Below are 24695 nucleotides of genomic sequence, written 5' to 3' on the forward strand. Positions count from 1 at the left end.
GTATATTGCTGATTATTAATCAGATAATTAAGCAAGTATGAAAGCCTACCCAACCAACCTAACTGATATTCAGTACGAAGCTATTGAAAAAATAGTAAATGATAACAGGAAAAGAAAGCATCCTTTAAGATGTATTGTAGACGCATTATTGTACATCACCAAAACTGGTGTTCAATGGAGATTGCTGCCTAAAGATTTCCCTAAGTGGCAACTCGTTTATTATTATTTCAGAAAATGGACAGCAGAAGGGCTTATTGAAGAAATACATGATTTTTTGCGTGATAAGTTAAGAAAGGAAAAAGGAAAACATGTTTCACCAAGTCTTGGATTAATTGATAGTCAAACTGTTAAAACTTGTTCTTTCTCGTTATCAAACGGTTATGACGGAAACAAGAAAATTAAAGGAAGAAAAAGACATATTATTACTGACACATTCGGATTTATTATAGCTATTGTGATTCATAACGCTGATATTCAGGACAGAGAAGGAGCTAAATATGTTCTTGAAGAATTAAGATATAAGTACCCTAGATTGACAAAAATATTGGCAGATCAAGGTTATACCGGTAACTTAGCTGAATGGATTTTAAAAAGTTTGAATTACACTTTGGAAATTGTAAAAAAAGTGGCAGGAATTAGTGGATTTAATGTCTTACCCAAGAGATGGATAGTTGAACGAACTTTTGGATGGCTTGGTTTTCAACGAAGATTGGTTAATGACTATGAATTCCACCCCGAATGCAGTACAAGCTTTGTGCACTTAGCTATGATTAGAATTATGCTTAACAGAATAAAAAAATAAATTTTAAACAACCTCTAAGTAACTTTAACAATTTATGTCAGAAGTCAAACTAACAATTACCTACCCTCACATTGCCAAAGCACAAAAAAATCCAAAAATGGGCGGAAAAAGGACGGGGTTAGAATTGTTTGTGCGCTACTTAGCTTTTCCAAGAAACAAGAGAGTCATGGTTATATGATAGCAAAAAAGATTTACTAACGAAACCATAGCTTTCTGAACCCTAACCCAAAGTTTAAAACAAAAAAAGTTCAAGTCAGTTCAATTCTATTTAACTTTGCTGCATTAGGGATGAAAAGATTATTGGTTGCAAACCGTGGGGAGATTGCCCTGCGAATTATGCGGACGGCGCGGGAGTTGGGTATAACCGTTATTGCAGTGTATTCTGAGGCTGATAGGACTTCCCCCCATGTGCGTTATGCCGATGAAGCCTTTTGCTTAGGAGAGGCTGCTTCGGCTCAATCCTATTTACGAGGTGATGCAATTATTGAATTGTGCCAAAAACACCAAATTGATGCGATTCATCCGGGCTACGGTTTTTTGTCTGAAAATGCCGGTTTTGCGCGTAAAGTCAGGGAGGCCGGAATCACATTTATTGGCCCAAGTGCTGAATCTATGGAAACTATGGGTAGCAAAATTGCCGCAAAACAAGCTGTTCGTAAATATGGAGTTCCGTTAGTACCCGGCGTAGATGAAGCCGTTTTAGATGTTCAAACAGGGAAAAAAATAGCTCAAGAAATTGGTTATCCAGTGCTAATCAAGGCATCAGCCGGCGGTGGCGGAAAAGGTATGCGCATAGTACAAGACCCAGAAACTTTTGAGGAGCAGATGAACTTAGCCATATCAGAAGCTATTAATGCCTTTGGGGACGGCTCTGTGTTCATCGAACGTTATGTAGCATCTCCCCGTCATATCGAAATTCAGGTATTGGGAGATCTACATGGAAACATTGTGTATCTATTTGAGCGTGAATGCTCTGTGCAACGCCGCCACCAAAAAGTAATAGAAGAAGCACCTTCATCTATTTTGTCTCCAGAACTCCGAAAAGCAATGGGCGAAGCCGCTGTAAATGCTTGTCGCGCTTGTAATTACTTTAATGCCGGCACCGTTGAATTTTTGGTAGATGAAAACCTAAACTTCTACTTTTTAGAGATGAACACTCGCTTGCAGGTAGAACATCCTGTAACAGAGATGATTACCGGATTAGATTTAGTAGCGGAGCAAATCCGTATTGCAGAAGGCAACCCGCTTACGTTTTCGCAAGAAGACCTCAAGATAAACGGACATTCGCTGGAAATTCGCGTTTATGCCGAAGACCCACTAAATAAATTTTTACCGGATATTGGTACGCTAACCGTCTATAATCGTCCGGCAGGGCCGGGAATCCGTGTTGATGACGGCTTTGAAGAAGGAATGAACATTCCGGTTTATTATGATCCAATGATTGCTAAGCTAATCGTACACGCACCTGACCGTAAGGCAGCCATCCAAAAAATGATCAGAGCTATTGATGAATACCAAATCGTGGGGGTAAAAAATACCCTTGACTTCTGTAAATTTGTGCTGAATCATCCGGCATTTGTGTCCGGAAACTTTGACACTCACTTTGTCCAAAAATATTTTGATCCAGAAAATTTACATCCTGAATTAACTGAAAATGAAATTATAGCAGGATTATTGTTAGCACAGCAGTTCTTGCAAAAACAGCATCAGAATATCCAACCCCTAAATAACACAACTACTGCTTCGGATTCTAATTGGAGACGAAACAGGACATAAACCATTTTTCTTATTTTTTGAATTTGACTATCGAATTTATCCCGTTAATTGTTCGTTATATAACAAAAAGAAGTTGCGCTATATTAGCGTTTATAGGTATTTTTTTTAATATAACCGGTTGTTATTCAAAACCATGTAAGTCATGCCCTGAGTATATTCAGGCTTTTTTGCAGTATAAGACACATTATCCATTTATTCATTACCGGCAGAATTATTGGCAGTGGAAGGATGTGCAGGCGGTTCAGCCTTTTTTTGAGGCTTTAAAGCATACAGATTCACAAAAGGTTAAGATAGTTCATATTGGGGATTCCCACGTTCAGGCAGATGTCTTTACTGGATTTATCAGGGGGAGGCTGCAAGATATTTTTGGCAATGGTGGGCGCGGGCTGGTTTTTCCCTATGCGGCTGCGAGGACGCACTCCGCCGTTGATTACCTTACTTATGTTACTGGAAAATGGGAATACGCTAAAAATATTCATTATGAGCCCAAATTTTCACTGGGGCTTACTGGCGTTACCATAAGAACCCAAGATCAACGGGCAACATTCCGCTTTAACTTTCATTCAAATACAGCTAAGACCGCTAAAACGCTGCTGAAAATATATCACCCGCAAAACAAAACCGGCTCTTTTATACTAAATCTAAAAACCAGCCCTACGGAACTCCCTATAAAAATCAACTTGGACACCGCAGACACAGCACTTCCTTACACAAAACTGTTATTTGATAAACCCATAGACTGGTTAGAAGGAAGTTTTTCAGGATCAAATGGAGGCTATTTCTTTGAAACATACGGATTTAGCTTAGAAAATCCAGAAGAAACTGGTATTTTGTATCATTCAGTAGGGATTAATGGCGCGGGTTTATACAGCATCTTAGCGCAAGATTTAATGGCTAATCAAATCGCTGAAATTAACCCAAACTTGGTTGTAATAGACTTAGGTGCAAACGATTATTATGGAAGCAACATTAACGAAATTGAATACGAGCAAAATTTACGAAAAATCATCCAAAACATTCGTGAAGCCTGCCCTAATACTTCATTCTTGATTGGATGCTCGCAGGATATTTACCGCTATCATTACAACATCACCGATTGCGAAAAAGCCTCCCAGATTGCACAAAAAGTTGCCTTTGACCTTAACTGCGCTTTCTATGACTACTACAACGTTGCCGGAGGAAAAAACGTAATGTTAGAATGGGAAAACTACCAATTAGCTAAAAGAGATAGAGTACACCTAACAAACGAAGGTTATTTGAATAGAGGAGAACTCTTTGCAAATGCTTTATTAACATCTTATTATGCTTATTTAAAAAACGAAAATCCGGTTAATTTACAGATTAATGAAAGTATTATGGATGACTCTACCGATAATATTACCCGACCCGAAATGAATACAGACAGTTTAGGGGTTACGGTTTTCTTTGCCAAACAAAATATTACTAAACCAGTATCTACCTATAAAAATCCATATATGAATACGGCTACGTATGTTGCCAGAACGACCCGAAGTTCCACCCACACCGTACAGCACGGAGAAAACTTAGGTGCTATCGCCCAAAAATATCATGTTTCCGTAAAAAATATAATGCTCTGGAATAACCTGCGCAATACGACAATTTTTCCAAAACAAAAACTAATTATCCAGCTTCCGCCTACTAACCAATTTCAGCCCAGAACGCCTACAACACAAACAAAACCTCCAGCTACCAGCCAAACAACAACTCCAAATTCAACCCAAAAGAGCTTAAAACCAACTCAATATACGGTAAAAAATGGTGATAATCTATGGATTATTGCTAAAAAGCACGGAACTACCGTTGAAAAAATACAAAAACTAAATCCTAAAATAGGATCAACCCTAAGAGTTGGCCAGATAATATTGATACCGTAGAGATTATCAGCAGAAATTGCTTGCTAACTTACCTTAGTTCATTAAATTTAATATCATAAATCAGCCAAAAGAGATTTATACTTATAGTTGCTAAATTACCCGTTAACAAAACCCTAAACACAAACAAAGTTTTAGAAAATACTTTACTTTAAAGTTGGATTTTGTATTTTTGGCGCGTAAATTAACTTTTATGGACTATAAAGCAATCCAGGAGATTCTTCGTTTTGTAAACGAATCAGAACTTGCAGAGGTAGAAATTGAGCATAAAGACTTTAAAATCAAGGTTAAAAGAAAGTCAGAACCTGTAATTATTGCGTCTCAACCGGCTGTTTCACCAACGGTAGTTTCTGTTCCGGAAACTAAACCAGTTCATCAGATACCAGTTACGCCAGCTATTTCTATCCCGGAAACCACAACTTCTTCGCAGCCAAAACCCTCTAAAAATTATATTTTTAAATCACCTTTGATTGGTACATATTACAAATCTCCCGGGCCAGATAAAGATCCTTTTGTAAAAGTTGGCGATGTTATTCACAAAGGAACAGTGCTGTGCATTGTAGAAGCCATGAAGCTATTTAATGAAATAGAGTCAGACATAGAAGGCCGTATAGTCAATATTTTGGTTGATAATGCCAGCCCTGTAGAATATGATCAGGCTTTGTTTGAAATAGAACTCTCCTGATAAAGTTACGGTAAGTAGTAATTATAAGCAAAAAGTTGTGTTTAAGAAGATTTTGATTGCCAATCGGGGTGAAATTGCCTTACGTATTGTGCGCACGTGTCGGGAGATGGGAATAGAGACGGTAGCGGTGTATTCTACTGCGGATAAAGATAGCTTGCACGTCCGTTTTGCCGATGAGGCTGTGTGCATTGGTCCACCTCCAAGCCGAGATAGCTACCTAAATATGCAAAATATTATTTCGGCAGCAGAAATTTGCGGAGTAGATGGAATCCACCCGGGATACGGCTTCCTTTCTGAAAATGCACGTTTTTCCCAACTTTGCCAAGAATACGGAATCAAGTTTATTGGTCCGCCTCCCGGAGTAATTGCTATTATGGGCGATAAAGCTACGGCCAAAGATACGATGCGTAAAGCAAATGTGCCGGTAGTACCGGGTTCTGACGGCTTAATATTAAACCCACAAGAAGGAAAAAAAATTGCAGATGCAATCGGGTATCCTGTAATCATAAAAGCCACAGCCGGCGGCGGCGGAAAAGGAATGCGCCTCGTTTGGAAACCAGAGGACTTTTATGACTCCTTTAATATGGCGCAGCAGGAAGCATTAGCCGCTTTCTCAAATGATGGTGTTTATATCGAAAAATATATTGAAAAGCCAAGACACATTGAAATTCAGGTAGTTGGAGATCAATATGGTAACGTCTGCCATCTTTCAGAAAGAGATTGTTCTATTCAGCGAAGACATCAGAAGTTGGTTGAAGAAGCACCCAGCCCGGCACTTACCCCCTCGTTACGCCACAAAATGGGTGAAGCAGCCGTAGCTGCCGCCAAATCCGTAAACTATGAAGGTCCGGGAACAATCGAGTTTCTATTAGATAAAAATGGAGACTTCTACTTCATGGAAATGAATACCCGAATTCAGGTAGAACACCCCGTTACGGAGGAAATTTTCTTTTATGACCTCATAAAAGAACAAATTAAAGTAGCCGCAGGAGTTCCGGTATCCGGTAAGCATTATTATCCGGAAAATCGTTATGCTATGGAAGTGCGTATCAATGCCGAAGACCCGTTCAATGACTTTAGACCATGCCCCGGCAGGATTACTCAATTCCATAAGCCGGGCGGGCACGGTGTGCGAGTAGATACCCACGTATATGCCGGATATATGATCCCACCTTACTATGACTCAATGATAGGAAAACTGATTGTTTCAGCTTTCTCCCGCGAAGAAGTTATTGATAAAATGTCCCGCGCATTAGATGAGTTCGTTATCGAAGGGATAAAAACAACCATTCCTTTTCACCAACGTCTGATGAAAAACGAAGCCTTTAAACGAGGAGATTTTTCTACAAACTTTATTCAGGAACACTACCAAGAGTTATTAGGTTAATGTGCTGATAATAAGCATAAACTGATTGCTTTTAAATCAGCATTACCGACCAAAAGAATCTATGGGTATAATCCCGCCGCATCAATAAATTTACCGTAGAACTTGTCCAAAAAACACAATCATTGCTTTTTATATTAGCGTATATTGCTAACGATATTCGGCTATTATAAAAATCAAGATGAAACTTCCTGTTCACGACAAAAGATTTCTCTTTCTACTGTTGGCAATCACTATTGTTGTTGCCTTAGAAGTGTTGAGTATTATGGGGATTGACATTCCCATGCCGTATTCGCCTGTTATATTTGCTGTTTTTATCATTGGCATTGGTTATGAAATTTTGTGGAAAGGTGTAAAATCGGCCATAAGTTTTGATTTTTCCAGTATCAATTTGTTGATGCTTATTGCTGTTTTGGGGGCATTTTACTTAAAAGAATTTCCAGAGGCCGCAGTTGTAATTGTGTTGTATGTCTTAGGAGAGCGTCTTGAGGATATTGGTATCGAGAATAGCAAATCAGCATTGGATGAGTTGGTTAGTAAAGCCCCTAAGACAGCTTTTGTAAAAGCACAAAACGAATTTATTCAGATTGATAAAATACCGGTTGGTACTATTATTCAGGTGAAGCCCGGAGAAATGATTCCGCTTGACGGAAAAATTATTTCTGGAGAAACTGCCGTTGATGAAGCAGCTATTACCGGAGAGCCAATACCAAAAGATAAACACAACGGCGACAATGTTTTTGCCGGAACGCTTAACAAAAGTGGCTTTATAGAACTTGAGACTACCAAAATATCAGCCGATACAACTTTTTCAAAAATCATCCGTCTTACCTTTGAAGCCTCTGCTAATAAGAGCGATACCCAAAAATTCATTCAGCAATTTTCTAAATACTATACTCCGTCTATCATTGTTCTGGCTGTTCTTCTTTTTATAATTCCTGTATTTGCGTTAGATCTTGATACAAATATTTGGTTACAACAAGCTATTACTTTGTTGGTTATAGCTTGCCCGTGTGCGTTGGTTATTTCTACTCCTGTTGCTATTTATGCAGCTATTGGCAACGCATCTTCAAAAGGAGCATTGGTAAAAGGAGGTAAATACATTGAGGCACTGGCCGGCATCAAAGCTATTGCGTTAGATAAAACGCGGACAATTACTTTTGGGAATCCTGTGGTGAGTGATGTAATTCCTTTAAATGGTACAAGCCGTGAAGAGTTATTGGCTTGCACTGCCGGAGCCGAAATCTTTAGTGAACATCCACTTGCGCAGGCAATCGTTGATGCCAGCCAAAAAGAAGGATTTGCACCACACCAAACGGAGCAGTTTAAAAGCATTATTGGAAAAGGAGCAACCGCAAAATGCTTAGTTTGCGAAGATGAAACTATATTACTGGGGAAATTTTCTTATATTAAGGAACATGAAGAGATAAATCCAGAAACCGAAAAAATAGTAGAACAGCTTTCGCAGGATGGAAAAACAAGTGTAGTGGTGAGTTTTGGAAAAGGCGTTGCCGGAATAATCGCCCTTACAGACGAAATAAAACCAGACAGCATAACCGCATTGAAAGAACTAAAAGATTTGCAGGTTGAACCCGTAATGCTGACCGGAGATAACGAAAAATCAGCACAATATGTGGCTAAACAAGTGGGGATTAACAAAATCTTTGGCGAATTACTGCCTGAAAATAAAGCAGAAAAAATCAAAGAACTGTTGCAGCAATATCAAAAAGTAGCAATGGTTGGCGACGGGGTAAATGATGCGCCGGCATTAGCCCAAAGCACCGTTGGCATTGCTATGGGAGCATCTGGCAGCGACACCGCAATTGAAACAGCAAATATCGCCTTGATGAACGATAACCTCTCACTTATCCCATTTTTAGTTCGCCTCAGCCGCAAAACATTACAGCGGATAAAAATAAACACCATCGGAGCTATCACCGTAAAATTACTGTTCATCGTATTAGCCTTTTTGGGTTACAGTAATTTAGTATTTGCCATCACGGCTGATGTGGGAGTTACATTGGTCGTGATTATACTAAGCCTAAGCCTGATGAGATTTAAATAAAGTTAAGCCTTTGGGCACTGATTAAGCTATATCCTCCCTAAAATAGCTTGGTTTTATAGTCTTGCAAAAAAACTATTTATCGTGATAGTAATGAAATCTTAGTGCAGCCCATTCATTATCAGTTACTTCAGAAATAAATGTAAACCCAAGCGATTGATATTTATCTACTATTACGGGAATATCTGCTTTATAAAATCCAGACAGCATCAAAGAAGCACTTGGTTTCAGTAATGATAGATAAAGAGGTGCTTCGTCTAACAATATATTTCGGGTTATATTTGCTAATATCAAATCAAAGGGCGGCTCTGAACTCAAAATCTGTGCTGTTCCTAATTGAACTTTTGTATTAACGATATGATTACAAGCAATATTCTCTTGGGTATTTTCTATGCACCAATGGTCAATATCTACAAATGAGACAGAAGTTGCACCTAATTTAGAAGCTAAAATCCCCAAAATACCCGTTCCACAGCCAACATCTGAGACCCTCTTTTGGGAACAGTTAAATTGCTGTAATAATTTGATAACTAATTGTGTAGTAGCATGATGCCCGGTACCAAAGGACATTTTAGGTTGTATGCAAATGTTATGCTGAAAGTCTTTATTAGGAGCGATAAATTCCGGATGGATAAAGCAAAAACTGCTTATTTCCACTGCCGGGTAGTTTTGTTCCCAAGAAATATTCCAGTTTTCACGAGGGATTAACCGCGATGAATAAGCCGGAGATTCAGGAAGATAAGTCATAATCTGCTGAATAATAGACTCTTGGTATAAGTTTGCCGGCATATATGCTAACAAAGTGTCCGGCTGCTCTATAAAACTTTCAAAAACATCATACTCTTGCAACCACGCTAAATAAATCTCAACCATTTCTGTATTTGACGCTTGGATAGTTACTTCATAGTAATCAATAAATTGATTTTCTGCCACTTTTATAGAATTTTTCAGTACACGCCAAAAATACATCTATTTAAGAGCCGGCGTAATAAGTTCTTATAAAAATCAAAAGAATAGGCTAATAAAGCTATATTCGTTTTTTTATATGCGCTTGATTATTTATTAAGAATAGTTGTTTCAAGATATAACAATTTAGTTATCAATTATTTAAAATTTTTATTATGTATCGAACTATTTTGTTTTAAAAAAATGCTTAACTTTGCGGCTCGAAAACGCAACCACAGAGAGTTGTCTGAGTGGTCTAAAGAGCACGCCTGGAAAGTGTGTATATGGCAAAACCGTATCGAGGGTTCGAATCCCTCACTCTCTGCAAAATATTAAAGCAACCGAAATTCTTCGTTTGCTTTTTTTGTTTGTAATAAAACTTGGCCGGTTAGCCTTAAATTTTGTTTCTTCGAAACATGAAACATTTTTGGGAATATTATCTACAAAAGCACTTTACATTCAAAGATATTTTTGAAACGCACCCTGATAATAAAACCGTTACACAGGGCTTCTCTGCTTATGGAAAGTTAGCGTTAAAAGTAATACGCATAGTTCCCTACTTGTGCCTTATTGCATTTCTGTTTAGCTTTTACTATGATTTTGAAGAAGTTGTTATTCAGCAAGTTAAATGGTATGATAAACCAATTTCATTTGAAGGGATTATCAGAACACTTGCTATGTCCGGAATCATTGGTTACTTCACAAACTATGTAGCTATCAAGATGTTATTTCACCCAAGAGAAAAACGCCCTATTTGGGGGCATGGCCTTATCCCTTCCCAAAAATACAAGATTGCCCAGCGAATTGCCGAAGCTATTCATGAATTTGTGGTTAATGAATCTATCATCAAAAAAAAACTAAAAGAATCTCAAATTTCACAAAAGATTACAGAACGTTTGACCAACGGCACACAACAATTATTGAACGATAAAGAATTTCTGAAAGAATTAAGCAAATATGCCGAAAACACCTTAGAGAAATACCTCCAACAACCCGAAGTTAAAACAAAGATTATTAGTAATTTAGACCAAAAACTGAAAGAAAACTTCTCAAAAGGATTTTCTAAAATCTTATTAAAATCTTATACAGCTATCAATTCTACGGAATACCAAGCCAAATTGAATAAAACAGTTGATGAAATTCCCGCTGCGGTTGCTGCCCTCATTGAAAATCCAGAACCTTATATGGTGGATATTTTTAAGCAACTAACAGAGCAGCAAGCTAATATCGCTACGAAGATAGATACCTTATTGATAGCAGTTTTAGACAATTTAAAAATACAAGATTGGCTAAAGAAACAATTAATGGAATTTGACGAAGCGCGTTTAGAACTGATGATAGAGCAAGCCACCAGCGAGCAGCTACAATACATTCAATACTTAGGAGGTGTTTTGGGAATATTGGGCGGGCTAATTTTATGGCAGCCCATTTTAATGACAATAGGAATCGGATTCCTTGTAGGCATTTTGTTGATAATAGACTTTTGGTTATATCGGAAGGCAGTGAAATAAGCACTTTTTTTGATAAAACAGAACAGTATTGGTTTGTTTTCAGAATTAAGTTATTAACTTTGCGATTATTTAACATTTAATAGTGCAATATGAAGGTTAAACACCTATTCACCTTTGGAGCAATGCTTTTAGTAGCTGGCGCAGCATTTGGCCAGTCGAAGACAAAGCATGTAAAGAAAAGCACGTCGTTGGTAACGGAAAAAGTTGATTACCAAGCCGTGTGGGCTAAACGAATTCTGATGGAGTCAGGAAAATATGTAGGTCCGCTACAGCGTATCGAGCCTACAACACCTATCGGACCCCAGCAGCCAACCGGAAAAACCCAAATTAACTTAGGGGCTGTTCCTGTAGGAACTGCATCCAATGCTTACACTATTTTGCAAGTTACCCAAAACCAAGTTTACTCAAGCGACCAACTTGGTGTTGTTGGTTGGGGACACCGCCAAAATATTGATATTCACGGCTCAGGAACAGATGCCGCTATCTATAACGGATTCTTACGCACAGACTTTCAAAAAGACGGTGATCCTAGCTGGACCATTGACAAAGGACCGTTTAACAACCGTTTAACAAGCAACCGTGCCCGTTACCCACAAGTAGCTTTGTATAATCCTGCAGGAAATACCGACTTCTGCAATGCTCGTGTTGTTTGGCACGCTGCTACTACTAACGGAAATGGCTGGGATAACTACCAGTGGGGTATTGCCAAAGGAATGTGCGGCACAGTAACCTCATCTCAAGAATATTTAGGGCTTGGAAAAATCCATAATACCTTAATACCCGGCGGCTTAGTTCAAGGAAAACCCGGCGAATTTTGGCTCTCTGATAGATCCTATAATAGCGCAGCAAACGTTACCTTAGACTCCGTATATTTATTTAAAGGAGTAGTTACAGGTAATAATGACTCTATTGTATGGGCTAAATATGCTACCTTCCGCCCGGGATTCTTTATAACTAAACCTGCTAATAACGGAACAGCTATATATGAAACCAATATAGGTTTCTCACCAGACGGAAGGTTTGGCTGGTTTTCTATGATAGGTATTGTAGATAACCCAAATGTACCGGGATCTACTCACCCAACAATTGTATTATACAAAACCGAAGATTATGGAGTAACTTGGACTGGCCCTATTAAGTTATTTTTACGTGATTACAAAGTAGTTACGGATGCTATTTTAACAGAATTTAGAGACTCAACAGGAAATTCAACATTTAGCACCGGAATTCCGTATCTTACAGACCATGATATCGCCGTTGATTTTCGTGGGAATCCACACATTTTTGCTACGATTTTTAATGCAGCAGATTCTTTCCCACATCCAGACAGCGTAGGTTATTATCAACCCGGTGGATCTAAGGCCGCATTTGACATCACTTCTTATGACGGCGGAGCTACTTGGTGCCCTAAAATGATTGCTGAAGTTAATGGTGCTGTAGGTGCAAGTGGAGATTTACAGTGGAGCAATTATTCACAAATCGCCAGAGATGAAACAGGACATTATATCTTTTACTCATGGTCAGATGATACAAGCGAAGTAGCTGCCTCTAACCCAAATACCAGCTTAAACTCACCAGACTTATGGGGACGTTCTTTCCACATAGATGATGAAGCTATTACACAAATTGTTAAATGGAGCGACGGAGACCCTACTTGGGCCAAAAATATCATTTATCCAACAATTTCTCCAACAGTTAGAAATAGATCAGGCGTTTTTCAAGTACCAACAGTATTTCTAAAAATCAGAACGAATGATACTTCTCCGGTAGATTTCTTCTATATCCCTGAAATCAAATATACCCAAGCTATGTACGAAGCCCCCGCAACCGATGTTCAGGTGGTTGCAGTTACCAATCCAGTTAGTGGTTGCAATCTTTCTACAGGAAATGTATCAGTTGAAATTAAAAATGTAGGCTCTGCAAACCTTTCTGATGTTGAACTTTCTTATACCTTAACAGGGCCTTCCGGAAATCCGATAACAGTTGGGCAGCCATTTACCGGAGTAAATTTAGCTCCCGGTGCTTCTACAACTTTAACCTTTACCAATACTTATAATATATCCAATACAGGAGCTTATTGCTTTACAGTAAAATCCAACGCAAAAGGAGATTACAACTGCCAAAATAATATTGTAGAAAAATGTGTAAACAATATCTCTGCAACTGTATTTAGTACTGACACTTTATCTGGATGTGGTGAATACACCATCAATACCGGCTTAACAGGTGTTACTCATACTTGGACGGTAGCTGGCAATGTGATTTCAGGAAATACCTCACCTGCAATTACTGTTACTACATCAGCTGATGTTAGTGTTTCTGTTGACGGATCAAGCTTAGGTTGCTCTACCATTGCTGATAATGTGTATGTAAATATCTTAGATTTACCAACATTAACACTTGCCGGAGATACACAAATTTGCCAATCTCAAGCATCTGCATTTAAGTTTACCGCAAACACAAACAACCCGGCTGACCAAAGCTATGTTTGGAAAAAAGGAATTTCAGGAGCCGTTCTGGGAACGTCTAATGACCTATCAGCAGCAACTACCGGCCAATATACTGTTTATGTTACCAAAAACTCAACAGGTTGCGTAGTTTCTAAAACCGTTGAACTGAAAGTATGGAATGTTGCCATAGATCTTGGCAAACCAGACTCAGCAAGTTGTAATGGTATTCAGTTAGATGCTGGAAATGCTGGTGCCAACTATGTTTGGTACTATAATGGTAGCCAAATTTCTACGAACTCTACTATATTTGCGAACCAAAGCGGAAAATATTCTGTCATCGTTAATGACCCACTTAATTGCAAAACTGCTACTGACTCCATTAACTTGACTGTTTCCCGCCCAGTAACGGCTATGTACAAAATCACACCGTTCCCATTGGTTAACGTAGATACTTGTACCGTTATCACATTAGAAGACACCTCTTTAACTACCGGAACACCTGTTGACTATCGTGTATGGTACAACGTTTCATCTTCAGGACGGACAATTCTTTATGGTAGTTTAGGAACTACACCGGCCGGATCCGGTACCCAAAAAATATGCTTGAGATATTCAAAAGTGATAGCTTCTGCTAAACAAGTAAACTTGGTCGTAAAATCAGGTGCTTGCGTTGATACCGCCGATGCTCGCACTTTCTTAGTAAAAGTTCCAACCCTAAATCCGGGTGAAAAATGTATTCCTACCCAGACAGATTCCTGCAAAATGAGCGTAGTATCTATTGATAGCGATTTCTTAACTTCTAACTTACAGGTATATCCTAATCCAAACAATGGTACTTTCGTTGTTGAAATTAGCATGACCGAGCGTGAAGATTTAACCTTTGATATTTACGACCTACGTGGTATCAAAGTAATGTCTGAAACAGAAAAAGGAGCTATGGAAGTTCGCCGCCAAATAGATATTTCTCACTTACCACAAGGTATTTATATCTTGAAAGCTTATACAAAAGACGGAGTTACAACCCGCCGAATCATCAAGCAGTAAATAGTTTGATGACCTAAATAGCGAGAGCCGATGAATTATTCATCGGCTCTCGCTATTTAATAGGTATAATATTCTAACGCATTAAGCAGATTTCTTTATTCCCAAAACTATATCAGCTAAAGTCTATGGACATTTAAAGTTACAGATACGGGCTATTAACGCCCTTAAAAGTTGTTTTTGTAGAAACATATTACGAAATTTGCGGTATGGTGCTAACGCAAGAATACATCAAGGAAAAGGTAGTAAAAGACTTTACTCGCGAAGAAGTGCTTGGAGATTATCGTTTAGTATTTCAGAGCCGTCAAGCGAGTTTGTTGGGGCGTAAAGAGGTTCTAACCGGTAAAGCAAAGTTCGGTATTTTTGGAGATGGTAAAGAATTACCTCAAATTGCATTAGCAAAATACTTCCGCCCAGGAGATTTTCGTTCTGGATATTATCGGGATCAAACATGGATGTTTGCTAATGGAATGTCTTCTATCCAAGAGTTTTTTGCTCAATTATATGCTCATACGGACGTAGATGCAGAGCCCTCTTCGGCAGGCCGCTCCATGAACGGCCATTTTTCTACCCGATCTTTAAACCCAGATGGCACTTGGCGTAATTTAACCTTGCAGTTTAATTCTTCATCCGATATTTCCCCCACAGGCTCTCAAATGCCCCGATTGGTGGGATTGGCCTATGCCTCAAAACTATATCGTGAAATAAAATCCCTACACTCATTAAATCAATTTTCAAATAACGGAAATGAAGTTGTTTTTGCAACCATTGGAAATGCCAGTTGTGCAGAAGGAATGTTCTTTGAGGCCGTTAATGCTATTGGAGTGCTGCAAGCTCCAGCAATAATTTCTATTTGGGATGACGGATACGGTATTTCTGTTCCAAACGAATACCAAATGACCAAAAATTCTGTTTCCGAAGTTTTGAAAGGTCTTCAACGCGAAGAAAATAAACCGGGTTATGATATTTACGTAGTGCGAGCATGGGACTATGAAACTTTATGCAAAACATATCAAATGGCGGTAGAACAAGCCCGTAAGTTTCATATTCCAGCTATCATTCACGTGATAGAAACCACACAGCCGCAAGGACACTCAACATCGGGAAGCCACGAACGCTACAAATCGAAGGAAAGATTAGCTTGGGAACAAGAATTTGACTGTGTCAAAAAAATGCGGGAATGGATTATCCAGCAGGACTTTGCTACTGCCGAAGAATTAGATACTTTTGAAACAGAAGATAAGCAAATTGTAAATAACTACAAAAAAGCTGCATGGAGTAGCTACTTAGCTCCAATAAAGCAGGAAATCACCGAAATATCAGCGATTCTACAAGAAGTTGGTTCAGAATTAACCCAGCATCAGAATCTTTGTAATTCTTTGGCGAATGAACTTCAGAAGACATCTGAGCCATTTCGGAGGGATATTTTTGTTGCTATCCGAAAAGTTTTAACGGCTACTACCCAAAACCACCAGTCAAATTCCAGAAAACGGCTGTTGAGTTGGTACAAAGATCAGCGAAAAGCTAACTTTGAGCGTTATAGTTCTTATCTATACAGTGAAACTGCGGATTCTGTGTTGAAAGTACCGGCCATTCCGGCGAAATACCACCCGGATAGCCCACAAGTGGACGGGCGGGAGATTTTACAAGCCTGTTTTGATGCCGCATTAAAGCGGGATTCTCGGGTACTTGCTTTTGGGGAAGACGTTGGCTATCTGGGAGATGTAAATCAGGCTTTTGCAGGGTTGCAAGAAAAATATGGCGTTTATCGAGTAAGTGATACCGGAATCAGAGAGGTTACTATCGTAGGGCAAGGTATCGGATTGGCTATGCGCGGCTTACGCCCAATTGCCGAAATTCAATATCTGGATTATCTGCTGTATGCGTTGCAAATTATGTCTGATGACTTAGCTACCGTTCAATATCGAACAAAAGGCGGACAAAAAGCTCCCTTGATTGTTCGTACACGCGGCCACCGCTTAGAAGGAATTTGGCACGCCGGATCCCCGTTAGGAACTATCATCAATGCACTTCGGGGCATACACGTATTAGTTCCGCGTAATATGACCCAAGCTGCCGGATTTTACAATACTTTATTACAAGCAGAAGAACCTGCGCTAATTATCGAAGTACTGAACGGATACCGCCAAAAAGAGACTTTACCTGACAATATCGGTGAATTTACCGTTCCTTTAGGTGTACCCGAAACCTTACGGCAAGGTACTGACATTACTTTGGTTACTTATGGAGCAAATTGCCGAATAGCATTAGAAGCCGCCGAAATATTACAGCAAATGAAAATATCAGTGGAAATAATTGATATACAGACACTTATTCCATTTGATATTAATCATCAAATTGTAAAATCATTACAGAAAACCAATAGAATAGTTGTTTTGGATGAAGATGTGCGTGGTGGAGCTTCTGCGTACATATTGCAGCAAATTTTGGAAGACCAGCAAGGATACCGTTGGTTAGATTCCCAACCGATTACGATAACCTCACAAGACCATCGTCCCGCCTATGGTTCAGACGGTGATTATTTTTCTAAACCCAATATTGAAGATATAATCATAAACTTGTATAAGATGATGCACGAGTTTAATCCTAATTTATATCCTGATATTTTTTAATCTACATGATATTGCTGAATTGGATAACCCTGCTATTAGTGCTTTTTTCGGATAGCACCCGCTCAAACTATACCCGTTACGAAACCCAAAACATTCAGCCATTTCGTAAGGTATTTGCATTCAAGTCTCCGGTTGAGGCTTCGACATTTGTTCAACAATATAAAATCACCTCTTCTTTCAAAACAGAAGAAAAAAAGATTCAATCTAAAGTAGAAGGCAACTTTGAAATAAACAGATTATTGCGCCTGCATATTGAAAATAATGCAAAAATCAGGTTGGTAAATGGTTTTAGGATTCAGATTTACTCTGGTTCAAACCAAAAGGAATCTGCTCAGGTTCGTTTGGAGTTCTTGGAGAAATTTCCGGGCGTTCCTGTGTATAATTTATATGAACGTCCTTACTTTAAAGTACGTGCCGGCGAATTTGTCTCACGATTAGAAGTAGAGGCATTTTTAAAATCTGTAAAACAATATTTCCCGGGTTCGTTTATTGTTCCAGATAAAGTTGAACTCATAAAAGGCAATTAGTATTTAGATTGCTCGAAGTTCAACATCATTATTTTTGCCTGCTTGGAGTCGGTTTGTTCTATCCAGATTATAGAGTAAACCCTTGATTTATAGATACTTATTATTTCTTGATGCACAATTTTTGGGTCATCAAGGATGCGAGTATTCTGATTGATAGGGTCTCCTGTCCAGAGGTCTAATTGCCGGAAGTGTGCTAAATTGTTTCCAGTATAGTTTTGCTGTATCCAAACTGCTGTGATGGTGTTGTTGTATATTAGTAAATCTGTTTGTGGGTTCTCCGGTAAGTTTTCACCAAGTTTAAGCCCATTGGAATGGAATATAGGTTTTCCCATTAAGTTAAGCCGTTGAATGACCAGCGAATTTTTGGCTACCGGATTCTGTTCGCCTATCCACGTGATAACTGCGCCGTAACTTTGGTCTATCAGTATTTTGGGATAAGTTTGTTTTCCGTAGTTTTCGCAGACAAGCTGCCCTCGTTCTCCCCAGAGTATTTCGCCACTCCACGTGATTTTTTGGGTACAAATTTTTTCAAACTTGTTACTAAACCTATCTTCACTCCACGCAACTACTATTCCGGTGGGGTCGCTATCAATATTTTGATTTCGCTGATTATATGAAGCTGGAGCTAATGCCTTTTCCCACAATAAATTACCTTGTAAAGATAGTTTTCCAACATAGATATTATAGAATCCGCTTCGGTCGTCCATCCAACTTAGTGCTATTTTTTGGTCATCAACTTGTTTTATTTTGGGTGTCGTTTGATAACCTGGGCCGGCTGCAATAGGGATTCCGTTTTCTGCCCAACGGATATTTCCCATGAGGTCATAATATTGACCATAAATATCGAATCCATGTGTTTCAAAATTACGTGCATCATTCCAGAGAACCATAATTCCTTGATTTGTTTCGGTAATTTTAGGGGAGTTTTGGGAACGGGGGGCTGTGCAAACGGGAACGCCATTTTGAGGCCATACAGAAACACCGGAAGAATCTACTTTTTGTAGGTATAGATTTTCGTCTTTACCGGTTCTTCTATCTACCCAAACCACAAAAACGGCATTATTTTTTGCCAATAAAACCGGCCTTGATTGCTCTCCCTGAGCGACACAAACAGCTAATGGTTCTGCCCAGAGCGGTTTTCCCAGAAGGCTCACCCGAAGCATATAAATATCCGGTTCTTTTTCTCCCCTGCGGAAATCCTGCCAAGCAATATAAAAGTCATTCCTTTGTCCGTCAGCTATCACAATTTGGGCAATATGAGCATATACAATACGCTGATTTGCAGATGTTTGTATCCCCTTGGTTTTTCTTTCTGTGCTAATTTTAAGTTGGGTAATGCCATCATTTAAGAAACCTACCCAGATTTCACCTTGATTATTAGCTGTTATGGTAAAGTTAGCTTCTGCGGGAATTTGACTTATTAGAAATCCGTTAAGTTCTCCCAGATTTTTTCCGTCTGTATTTAATTGTTGGGCAAATAATTGAGACGCTGACTGCCGGAAATCGTGCCAAACAGCCCAAAATGTTCCTGCATCTCCTTCTGTAATCAGAATATTTGTTTGCTTGCCGGGGCTGCTACATAATACTTGTCCCTCAGTGCTCCACAGCGCTTTACCGGTGTATAAATCCATCTTTTGCCAATATAAATCGGCATTACCTTTCCGGTAGTCTTCCCAAAATAGATAGACGTAGCTTCCGAATTTGAATAGGTTTGGATTCAGTTGGTTATCAGAAAAGCTACAGACTATGGTTTCAAATACGATAGTTCCGATTCTACTGATTCGGACGAAGTAGAGGTCAGTTGCCTCTGTTTGCAATCCGGAGGCTTCATATACGCACATAAAGCCTCCGTAACCGTCCCCTACAATAGTTGGATTCCTTTGATTATGAGGGTGGTCTGGCAGTAGCAATAATCCGTCTTTTTCCCATTCAGGGTTTCCTGAATGGGAAATTTTTTGGCCATATAACTGCCATTGCTGCTGATTCCGGTAATCTTCCCAAATACAAATGACACTTTTTCCGGGTTCTAAGGCAAGTACCGGCCTGACTTGTGTCCCTTTTGCCCGTGAAATATAAACACCACTTTTATCCCATTTATAGCGACCATTTAAGTCAAGGTATTGAATACCAATATCTTTTTCTGCATTATGGTCTATTTCATGTATCCATGAAATATAAAATCCGCCGGCATTATCCGGTAAAATCTCGATACATCGCTGAATACCGGATAATTGCAGGGCACAAATGCCGGAATCGCCCCATAATTTTTGCCCAAAAATGTCTATCCTTTGGCAAAAAATATCAGTTTCAAGGCTATCATCTCTTCGTTCTTCCCAAGCTATTATTAGGCCGTTACTTAGGTCTTTGGCGACAATCGGGTTATGTTGGCTGAATTTGGACTGCGTAACAATAGCTGGAGAAACCCACTGTTCCTTACCATTTTGAGCAGTATAACGTACCTGAATTTGGGAAAAATTTGTTTGGGAAGCTACGCTTCTAAATACCCAATAAACGCCCCCTTTCCCGTCACTAACGGATTGTAGATTGCTGATAACACCGGCTTGGGTCTGAATTAACTCAAAAATACTCTTGGGATTGACATTGCTTATCTGTGCATCACAAAGGTTTAACAGCAAAAAAAATATAAATACTAATAAGTTCCTGTTTATCATAAAGTTAGCTAAATAAATAGCCTCTTGCTGCTTTAACTATTTGATAATTTATCTAAAATCTTTTGGGCAGTAAATAAGTCTTCTTCTGTGGTAATTTTAATATTGTCAAAAGCTCCCTGAGCTATCGAAACCGAAAATCCGGCTGCTTCAAACAGGCTGGCATCATCAGTAAATGGTTGATTATGAAGATTTTGATATGCTTCTATAAGATAATTAAATGAAAATATCTGTGGAGTTTGCACTTCATAGTATTCATCTCTATTGCAAGCTATTGAGCCGTTTTGGGTGATTTTTCGGAGTGATGATTTAACGGGAATAGCCGGAACAGCCCCCCCTTTTAACTTTGCTATTTGAAGAATAGATTCTATTAATGTATTGTTTATCAATGGTCTGCAAGCGTCATGAATAGCAATCCACTGTAAATCGAGGTTAGAATTTTGTATTGACTTTAAAGCGTTCCAGACTGATTCTGTGCGCGTTTTTCCACCGAAAATAATATTAATTGGGATTCTCCACTGAAGCTGTTTTTGCTGCACCAATTTATCCCAATATTCAGCCCAATCTTGTGGGAGAACTAACCATAGGTTAGAAACTCCTGGATACATTAGAATCTTTGTTAGTGTGTGGGCAAGTATCGGCAAGCCATTAATATCTATAAACTGCTTAGGTATTTGGCTGCCCATTCTGGTGCCTATTCCGCCCGCAACAACGATTACTCCAAACATGGTAGTTAAAGTTGCCGTAGATACAACTGGTGTAATAGTGGAGCTATTTTAAACTGGTCGCTTTTAAAAGTATGCTGCATAGCTTCCAAAACGGTATAAACATTTTTGATTCCAATAATTTCAGCCCATTCAAATGGGCCATAAGGATAATTTGTGCCTAATTTCATAGATAAATCAATGTCTTCTTCTGAGGCGCTGCCTTCTTGCAGCATAAAAAAAGCTTCATTGATAATTTTACAAATTACTCGGGGCGTAACCATTCCAACTTGGTCTGCTACAAAATAAAATGGAATTTCATTTTTGGAAAGTGTAGCTGCTAAATAATGCTGCTCATCTGTTTCGTATGCCGTTAGTTCTAAAACAGGGCGGCTTAAAAAATAGGGCAATGCATTGCAGCCAAATAAGAAACATTCTGGCTCTAAGCTCGTTTCGGCTACGGATTCCAATAAGGTTCTACATACCGAAGCAACGACCACCAATTTTTCTTTTAGGTGAAAATACCGGGTAATTTGTATCGGCGCTTCTTCCGTAGATAAATCAACAATCAAATCATATTGTTTTTCATTACCAGTTAAATAGGATTCATAATCAGGGTTAAATTTATGCCAAAGGCTTTTTTTTGCCTCTTCGAGCATATTTTCTTGAACGATAACTAAAGTTTTCATGGTTTTGTAGTATTTCCAATTAAGAAAAAAGGTTCAAAAACAGTTCCGATGAATAATTTGTGTTTCCAAGGGGCGGCTGTGCTGGCTCCGGATACAAAGTTACCGGAATCATAGTATATTTCTTGAACTCTACCTTCGATTCCTTCAATTTTTAGGATTTGGCTTGGGCTTGTTTTGTTAAAATATGCGTGTTGAATAAACTTGAAGGGTTTGGGGTGGCAGGCTACCCATAAATTTCCGAACGAATCCCATTCAATATTATCAGGGCTGGTTCCTAATCGAATATCTTTTTCAAAAACAACTTCTTGCGTTTTGGGATTTCGGGAATATACCCGAATACACTTATCTTGAACAAGGCTCACAAACAAATATTTTCCAGAAGAATCTAATGTTATCCCATTGGGATACAATAACTTAGGAATTAATACTTGAAATTCTCCTTGATGATAAATAACGACATTTGCTTTTCGGCAATGCCAAATTCCCTCCCAAAGTTGGCCAAAACTTTTGGTGGAGTAATGGTCGTTGGTAATCAAAAAGGTATTTTTTCCAGCAATAGTTATGTCGTTAGGAGATCGTAAGAAAGTGCTGTTTTCAAGTGTTTGTTTATGAATAAGTTGCTTATTTTTGTAATCAAAAACCTCAATAGTTGTTTGTTTTTTTGAGCGGTGGTTGATAACGGCTAAGGTTGCGGATTCACTATCCCAGCGTTTAAAAGCAATGCCGTGCGGGTGAAAGGGGTGTTCTTGTGAAAACTTCAAAGCCAATGGCAGTATTTTGGGAATAGTATCTTGCGCTTGTAGCGCAAAAATTTCCCCTAAACAGTTGTTAGAATGTTTTTTAAACCTACATCTACGGTCATCACAAGAAATAAAAACAGTTCCGGTTGTTGTGTCAATGGTAATATCTTCTGCTCCGGGTGCGCCCATCATCTTGTACCAAGAATACGATTGGGCAAAAGAAAGTCCAGCGTCTAAGAGCAAAAAAAAGATTAATAATCTTTTAAGCATAATGAATACTACTTAAAAATTGCTTTAACTCCTTGCGAAAACGACAAACCGGAAATCCCATAATATTAAAATAATCCCCATGAATTTCTCTGACAGCATTCAACCCAATCCATTCTTGAATCCCGTATGCACCGGCTTTATCATAAGGTTTATAGTTATCTACATAAAAATCAATATCTTCCGGAGAAATTGTATCAAAAACGACTTCTGTTTTTTCTACAAAACTGTGATATAAAGATTGATATAAAAGCGTTACACCTGAAAAAACAGTGTGCGTAACGCCGGATAGCCTTTGTAGGAATGTAACGGCCTCATTTCTGTCTATTGGTTTATTCAGAATCTGATTATCAAGCCAGACAATGGTATCCGCAGTGATAATAACGGCTTGTTGTGATTCTTCTTCAAAACAGGTGGCCTTTTTTTGGGCTAAAAACAAGGGGATTTCAGCCGCAACAAGGTTTTTAGGCCAAGTTTCTTCAATAGATTTTACCAAAACAGTAAATTTGTAGCCGGCTTCCGCTAAAAGCCATTTTCTACGGGGCGAATTAGAAGCCAAAATCAGCGGAATTTTCGTCATCATCAGCAATGGAATAAAAAACTAATCCGCAAATAACTTTGGGATAAAAATAGGTGGACTTAGGCGGCATTTTAGCATAATCATTACAAACAGCCAACATCTCATCCATACTAACTTCATTGACTAAAAAACCAACCGAATTTTTATTTGTATGAACTTGCTCAATAACTCCGGAAGCATCTTTCCAATATTGAATTATTTTTGATTCTCCTTGTTTGGAATAAGGTATATTCAAAATTTTATCAAAAATAAAGTAATGAAGCCGAGTGTAATCCAATATTTTGAGTGAATCAGGAATCGGTAAATCAATTTTTTGTGGATTTGTAAATTCTGGTTTTAGCCGAAGTTTGTAATAATTTTCATCGGTACACAAAGCAAAAATACCTTTTTTATGTTGAATTTCGGTAAGTACGGGAGTTCGGGTATCTAAATAATCAATGGAAAAAAAACGTTCCAACTGCTGTAATAAACTGCTTACGTTCAGTGAATCAGGGAGTTGAACCAGCCGGTGAGTGGGTAAAATACGTAAATCATCGCTCCGTAGATTGGTTAGATACATTAAATGATGGTTGGTAGGATGCTCTAATGAAGCATTGGGATGTTTCTCAAAATAGCGGGCAGCAACTAACTCAGAGCCTTCTAAACGATGATGCCCGTCAGCTAAATAAACCGGTAAATCAGCCATAACAGCCTGTATTTTCTGAATAACTTCCGGATGCTGAATAATACCTAATTTATTAACAACATTCTGATAATCAATAGTTTCTAAAATTGGATGCTGTATAAATTCATCTAAATAGGGCTCAATCTGAAAACGAAGATCTTCATATAACCCATGCGTGGGGGCAATATTTAGCTGAGTCTGCTCCAATAAGTTGATTCTGTCATTGACAGAATGACTTAATGTATTTTCATGCAGCACAATATCCCGTTGATTTTGGGTATTTTTTAGCTGAACAGCACATATAAAACCCTTACGCTCAAAGGTTTTACTGTGATTGTATAAGCTAAATTTTTGGTAATACGGATAAATAGCCGGTAGCGGATCTTGAATGATGATTTTTGATTTTTTCCAGTCATGTAGTTTATTCTTAGCTTCTTGGATAGAACGAGGAACAGAAAGGTGCATCGCATTATAAGGAAGGCTGTATAGTTTTTCTCGTTGATCTTGAGTTACTACATCAAACAAAGGGGCGATTACGTCCTCTAAGTTAGTTTTCTCCAAGTTATACCGATAAGCCCGAAAGGGACGTATTTTAGCCATAACGCTGCAAAAGTATCAAACTTAACCATAACTTTGGTTTTTTTAAGCCAATACAGTTGCTTAATATCAACAAT

General features: G+C 38.6%; 18 protein-coding genes and 1 tRNA gene. 12 read left to right on the plus strand and 7 right to left on the minus strand.

Annotated elements, in window-relative coordinates; translation table 11 throughout:
* Positions 1 to 37: 37 nt before the first annotated feature.
* From LC115_01715 to LC115_01745, 7 genes are all read left to right on the plus strand, one after another.
* Positions 38 to 802, plus strand: a complete 765-nt coding sequence (locus tag LC115_01715) for an IS5 family transposase (GenBank protein ID MCZ2355399.1) — start codon at positions 38 to 40, stop codon at positions 800 to 802.
* A gap of 34 nt (positions 803 to 836) precedes the next feature.
* Complete coding sequence (locus LC115_01720; GenBank protein MCZ2355400.1) at positions 837 to 980, plus strand: hypothetical protein; 144 nt, start codon at positions 837 to 839, stop codon at positions 978 to 980.
* 110 nt (positions 981 to 1090) lie between these two features.
* Positions 1091 to 2578 (plus strand): acetyl-CoA carboxylase biotin carboxylase subunit, encoded by a 1488-nt coding sequence (gene accC, locus LC115_01725; protein ID MCZ2355401.1) that lies wholly within the window; start codon positions 1091 to 1093, stop codon positions 2576 to 2578.
* Positions 2579 to 2745: 167 nt separating this feature from the next.
* A complete protein-coding gene (locus LC115_01730; GenBank protein MCZ2355402.1) occupies positions 2746 to 4473 on the plus strand; it encodes a LysM peptidoglycan-binding domain-containing protein in 1728 nt (575 codons plus the stop codon).
* A gap of 190 nt (positions 4474 to 4663) precedes the next feature.
* Positions 4664 to 5155: an acetyl-CoA carboxylase biotin carboxyl carrier protein gene (accB, locus tag LC115_01735; protein MCZ2355403.1), complete on the plus strand. Its 492-nt coding sequence runs from the start codon at positions 4664 to 4666 to the stop codon at positions 5153 to 5155.
* A 37-nt stretch (positions 5156 to 5192) separates the two neighbouring features.
* Positions 5193 to 6542 (plus strand): acetyl-CoA carboxylase biotin carboxylase subunit, encoded by a 1350-nt coding sequence (gene accC, locus LC115_01740; protein MCZ2355404.1) that lies wholly within the window; start codon positions 5193 to 5195, stop codon positions 6540 to 6542.
* Positions 6543 to 6720: 178 nt separating this feature from the next.
* On the plus strand, positions 6721 to 8604 hold the full coding sequence (locus tag LC115_01745) for a cation-translocating P-type ATPase (protein MCZ2355405.1): 1884 nt from the start codon (positions 6721 to 6723) through the stop codon (positions 8602 to 8604).
* 72 nt (positions 8605 to 8676) lie between these two features.
* Here the strand turns inward: LC115_01745 and prmA are convergent, their stop codons facing one another.
* Complete coding sequence (gene prmA, locus LC115_01750) at positions 8677 to 9534, minus strand: 50S ribosomal protein L11 methyltransferase (protein MCZ2355406.1); 858 nt, start codon at positions 9532 to 9534, stop codon at positions 8677 to 8679.
* Positions 9535 to 9783: 249 nt separating this feature from the next.
* Here prmA and LC115_01755 point away from each other — a divergent pair.
* The 5 genes from LC115_01755 (at position 9784) to LC115_01775 (ending at position 17708) form a co-directional block, all read left to right on the plus strand.
* Positions 9784 to 9871: transfer RNA gene (locus LC115_01755), tRNA-Ser, on the plus strand.
* A 91-nt stretch (positions 9872 to 9962) separates the two neighbouring features.
* Positions 9963 to 11057, plus strand: coding sequence for a DUF445 domain-containing protein (locus LC115_01760; GenBank protein ID MCZ2355407.1), 1095 nt, complete (start codon positions 9963 to 9965; stop codon positions 11055 to 11057).
* Positions 11058 to 11146: 89 nt separating this feature from the next.
* The gene (locus LC115_01765; GenBank protein MCZ2355408.1) at positions 11147 to 14551 is read left to right on the plus strand and encodes a T9SS type A sorting domain-containing protein; all 3405 of its coding nucleotides are present in this window, start codon (positions 11147 to 11149) and stop codon (positions 14549 to 14551) included.
* Positions 14552 to 14757: 206 nt separating this feature from the next.
* Positions 14758 to 17181: a transketolase gene (locus LC115_01770; GenBank protein ID MCZ2355409.1), complete on the plus strand. Its 2424-nt coding sequence runs from the start codon at positions 14758 to 14760 to the stop codon at positions 17179 to 17181.
* Positions 17182 to 17186: 5 nt separating this feature from the next.
* Positions 17187 to 17708 (plus strand): SPOR domain-containing protein, encoded by a 522-nt coding sequence (locus LC115_01775; GenBank protein ID MCZ2355410.1) that lies wholly within the window; start codon positions 17187 to 17189, stop codon positions 17706 to 17708.
* On the opposite strand, the gene LC115_01780 is transcribed toward LC115_01775, so the two are convergent.
* The 6 genes from LC115_01780 to LC115_01805 form a co-directional block, all read right to left on the minus strand.
* Positions 17705 to 20344, minus strand: coding sequence for a hypothetical protein (locus LC115_01780; protein MCZ2355411.1), 2640 nt, complete (start codon positions 20342 to 20344; stop codon positions 17705 to 17707). The two genes, LC115_01775 and LC115_01780, sit on opposite strands and share 4 nt — an antisense overlap.
* Positions 20345 to 20412: 68 nt before the next feature.
* Positions 20413 to 21105 carry a 2-C-methyl-D-erythritol 4-phosphate cytidylyltransferase gene (gene ispD / locus LC115_01785; protein ID MCZ2355412.1) on the minus strand — a complete coding sequence of 231 codons (693 nt, stop codon included), beginning with the start codon at positions 21103 to 21105 and terminating at the stop codon, positions 20413 to 20415.
* Positions 21106 to 21110: 5 nt separating this feature from the next.
* Positions 21111 to 21770: a 3-hydroxyacyl-CoA dehydrogenase gene (locus tag LC115_01790; GenBank protein ID MCZ2355413.1), complete on the minus strand. Its 660-nt coding sequence runs from the start codon at positions 21768 to 21770 to the stop codon at positions 21111 to 21113.
* Complete coding sequence (locus tag LC115_01795; protein ID MCZ2355414.1) at positions 21767 to 22780, minus strand: SMP-30/gluconolactonase/LRE family protein; 1014 nt, start codon at positions 22778 to 22780, stop codon at positions 21767 to 21769. The genes LC115_01790 and LC115_01795 overlap by 4 nt, the downstream gene beginning before the upstream one ends.
* Positions 22773 to 23360 (minus strand): Maf family protein, encoded by a 588-nt coding sequence (locus LC115_01800; GenBank protein ID MCZ2355415.1) that lies wholly within the window; start codon positions 23358 to 23360, stop codon positions 22773 to 22775. Before LC115_01800 ends, LC115_01795 begins: the two co-directional genes overlap by 8 nt.
* Positions 23326 to 24621, minus strand: coding sequence for a DUF1015 domain-containing protein (locus tag LC115_01805; protein ID MCZ2355416.1), 1296 nt, complete (start codon positions 24619 to 24621; stop codon positions 23326 to 23328). Before LC115_01805 ends, LC115_01800 begins: the two co-directional genes overlap by 35 nt.
* Positions 24622 to 24695 lie beyond the last annotated feature (74 nt).

Source organism: Bacteroidia bacterium, from assembly GCA_026932145.1.
GTDB lineage: Bacteria > Bacteroidota > Bacteroidia > J057 > JAIXKT01 > JAIXKT01.

Bases quoted from the DNA above. Each gene is read 5' to 3' on its own strand.
- LC115_01715 (MCZ2355399.1), top strand. From the start codon at position 38: ATGAAAGCCTACCCAACCAACCTAACTGATATTCAGTACGAAGCTATT.
- LC115_01720 (MCZ2355400.1), top strand. From the start codon at position 837: ATGTCAGAAGTCAAACTAACAATTACCTACCCTCACATTGCCAAAGCA.
- accC (MCZ2355401.1), top strand. From the start codon at position 1,091: ATGAAAAGATTATTGGTTGCAAACCGTGGGGAGATTGCCCTGCGAATT.
- accB (MCZ2355403.1), top strand. From the start codon at position 4,664: ATGGACTATAAAGCAATCCAGGAGATTCTTCGTTTTGTAAACGAATCA.
- LC115_01745 (MCZ2355405.1), top strand. From the start codon at position 6,721: ATGAAACTTCCTGTTCACGACAAAAGATTTCTCTTTCTACTGTTGGCA.
- LC115_01760 (MCZ2355407.1), top strand. From the start codon at position 9,963: ATGAAACATTTTTGGGAATATTATCTACAAAAGCACTTTACATTCAAA.
- LC115_01765 (MCZ2355408.1), top strand. From the start codon at position 11,147: ATGAAGGTTAAACACCTATTCACCTTTGGAGCAATGCTTTTAGTAGCT.
- LC115_01770 (MCZ2355409.1), top strand. From the start codon at position 14,758: ATGGTGCTAACGCAAGAATACATCAAGGAAAAGGTAGTAAAAGACTTT.
- LC115_01775 (MCZ2355410.1), top strand. From the start codon at position 17,187: ATGATATTGCTGAATTGGATAACCCTGCTATTAGTGCTTTTTTCGGAT.
- ispD (MCZ2355412.1), bottom strand. From the start codon at position 21,105: ATGTTTGGAGTAATCGTTGTTGCGGGCGGAATAGGCACCAGAATGGGC.
- LC115_01790 (MCZ2355413.1), bottom strand. From the start codon at position 21,770: ATGAAAACTTTAGTTATCGTTCAAGAAAATATGCTCGAAGAGGCAAAA.
- LC115_01795 (MCZ2355414.1), bottom strand. From the start codon at position 22,780: ATGCTTAAAAGATTATTAATCTTTTTTTTGCTCTTAGACGCTGGACTT.
- LC115_01800 (MCZ2355415.1), bottom strand. From the start codon at position 23,360: ATGATGACGAAAATTCCGCTGATTTTGGCTTCTAATTCGCCCCGTAGA.
- LC115_01805 (MCZ2355416.1), bottom strand. From the start codon at position 24,621: ATGGCTAAAATACGTCCCTTTCGGGCTTATCGGTATAACTTGGAGAAA.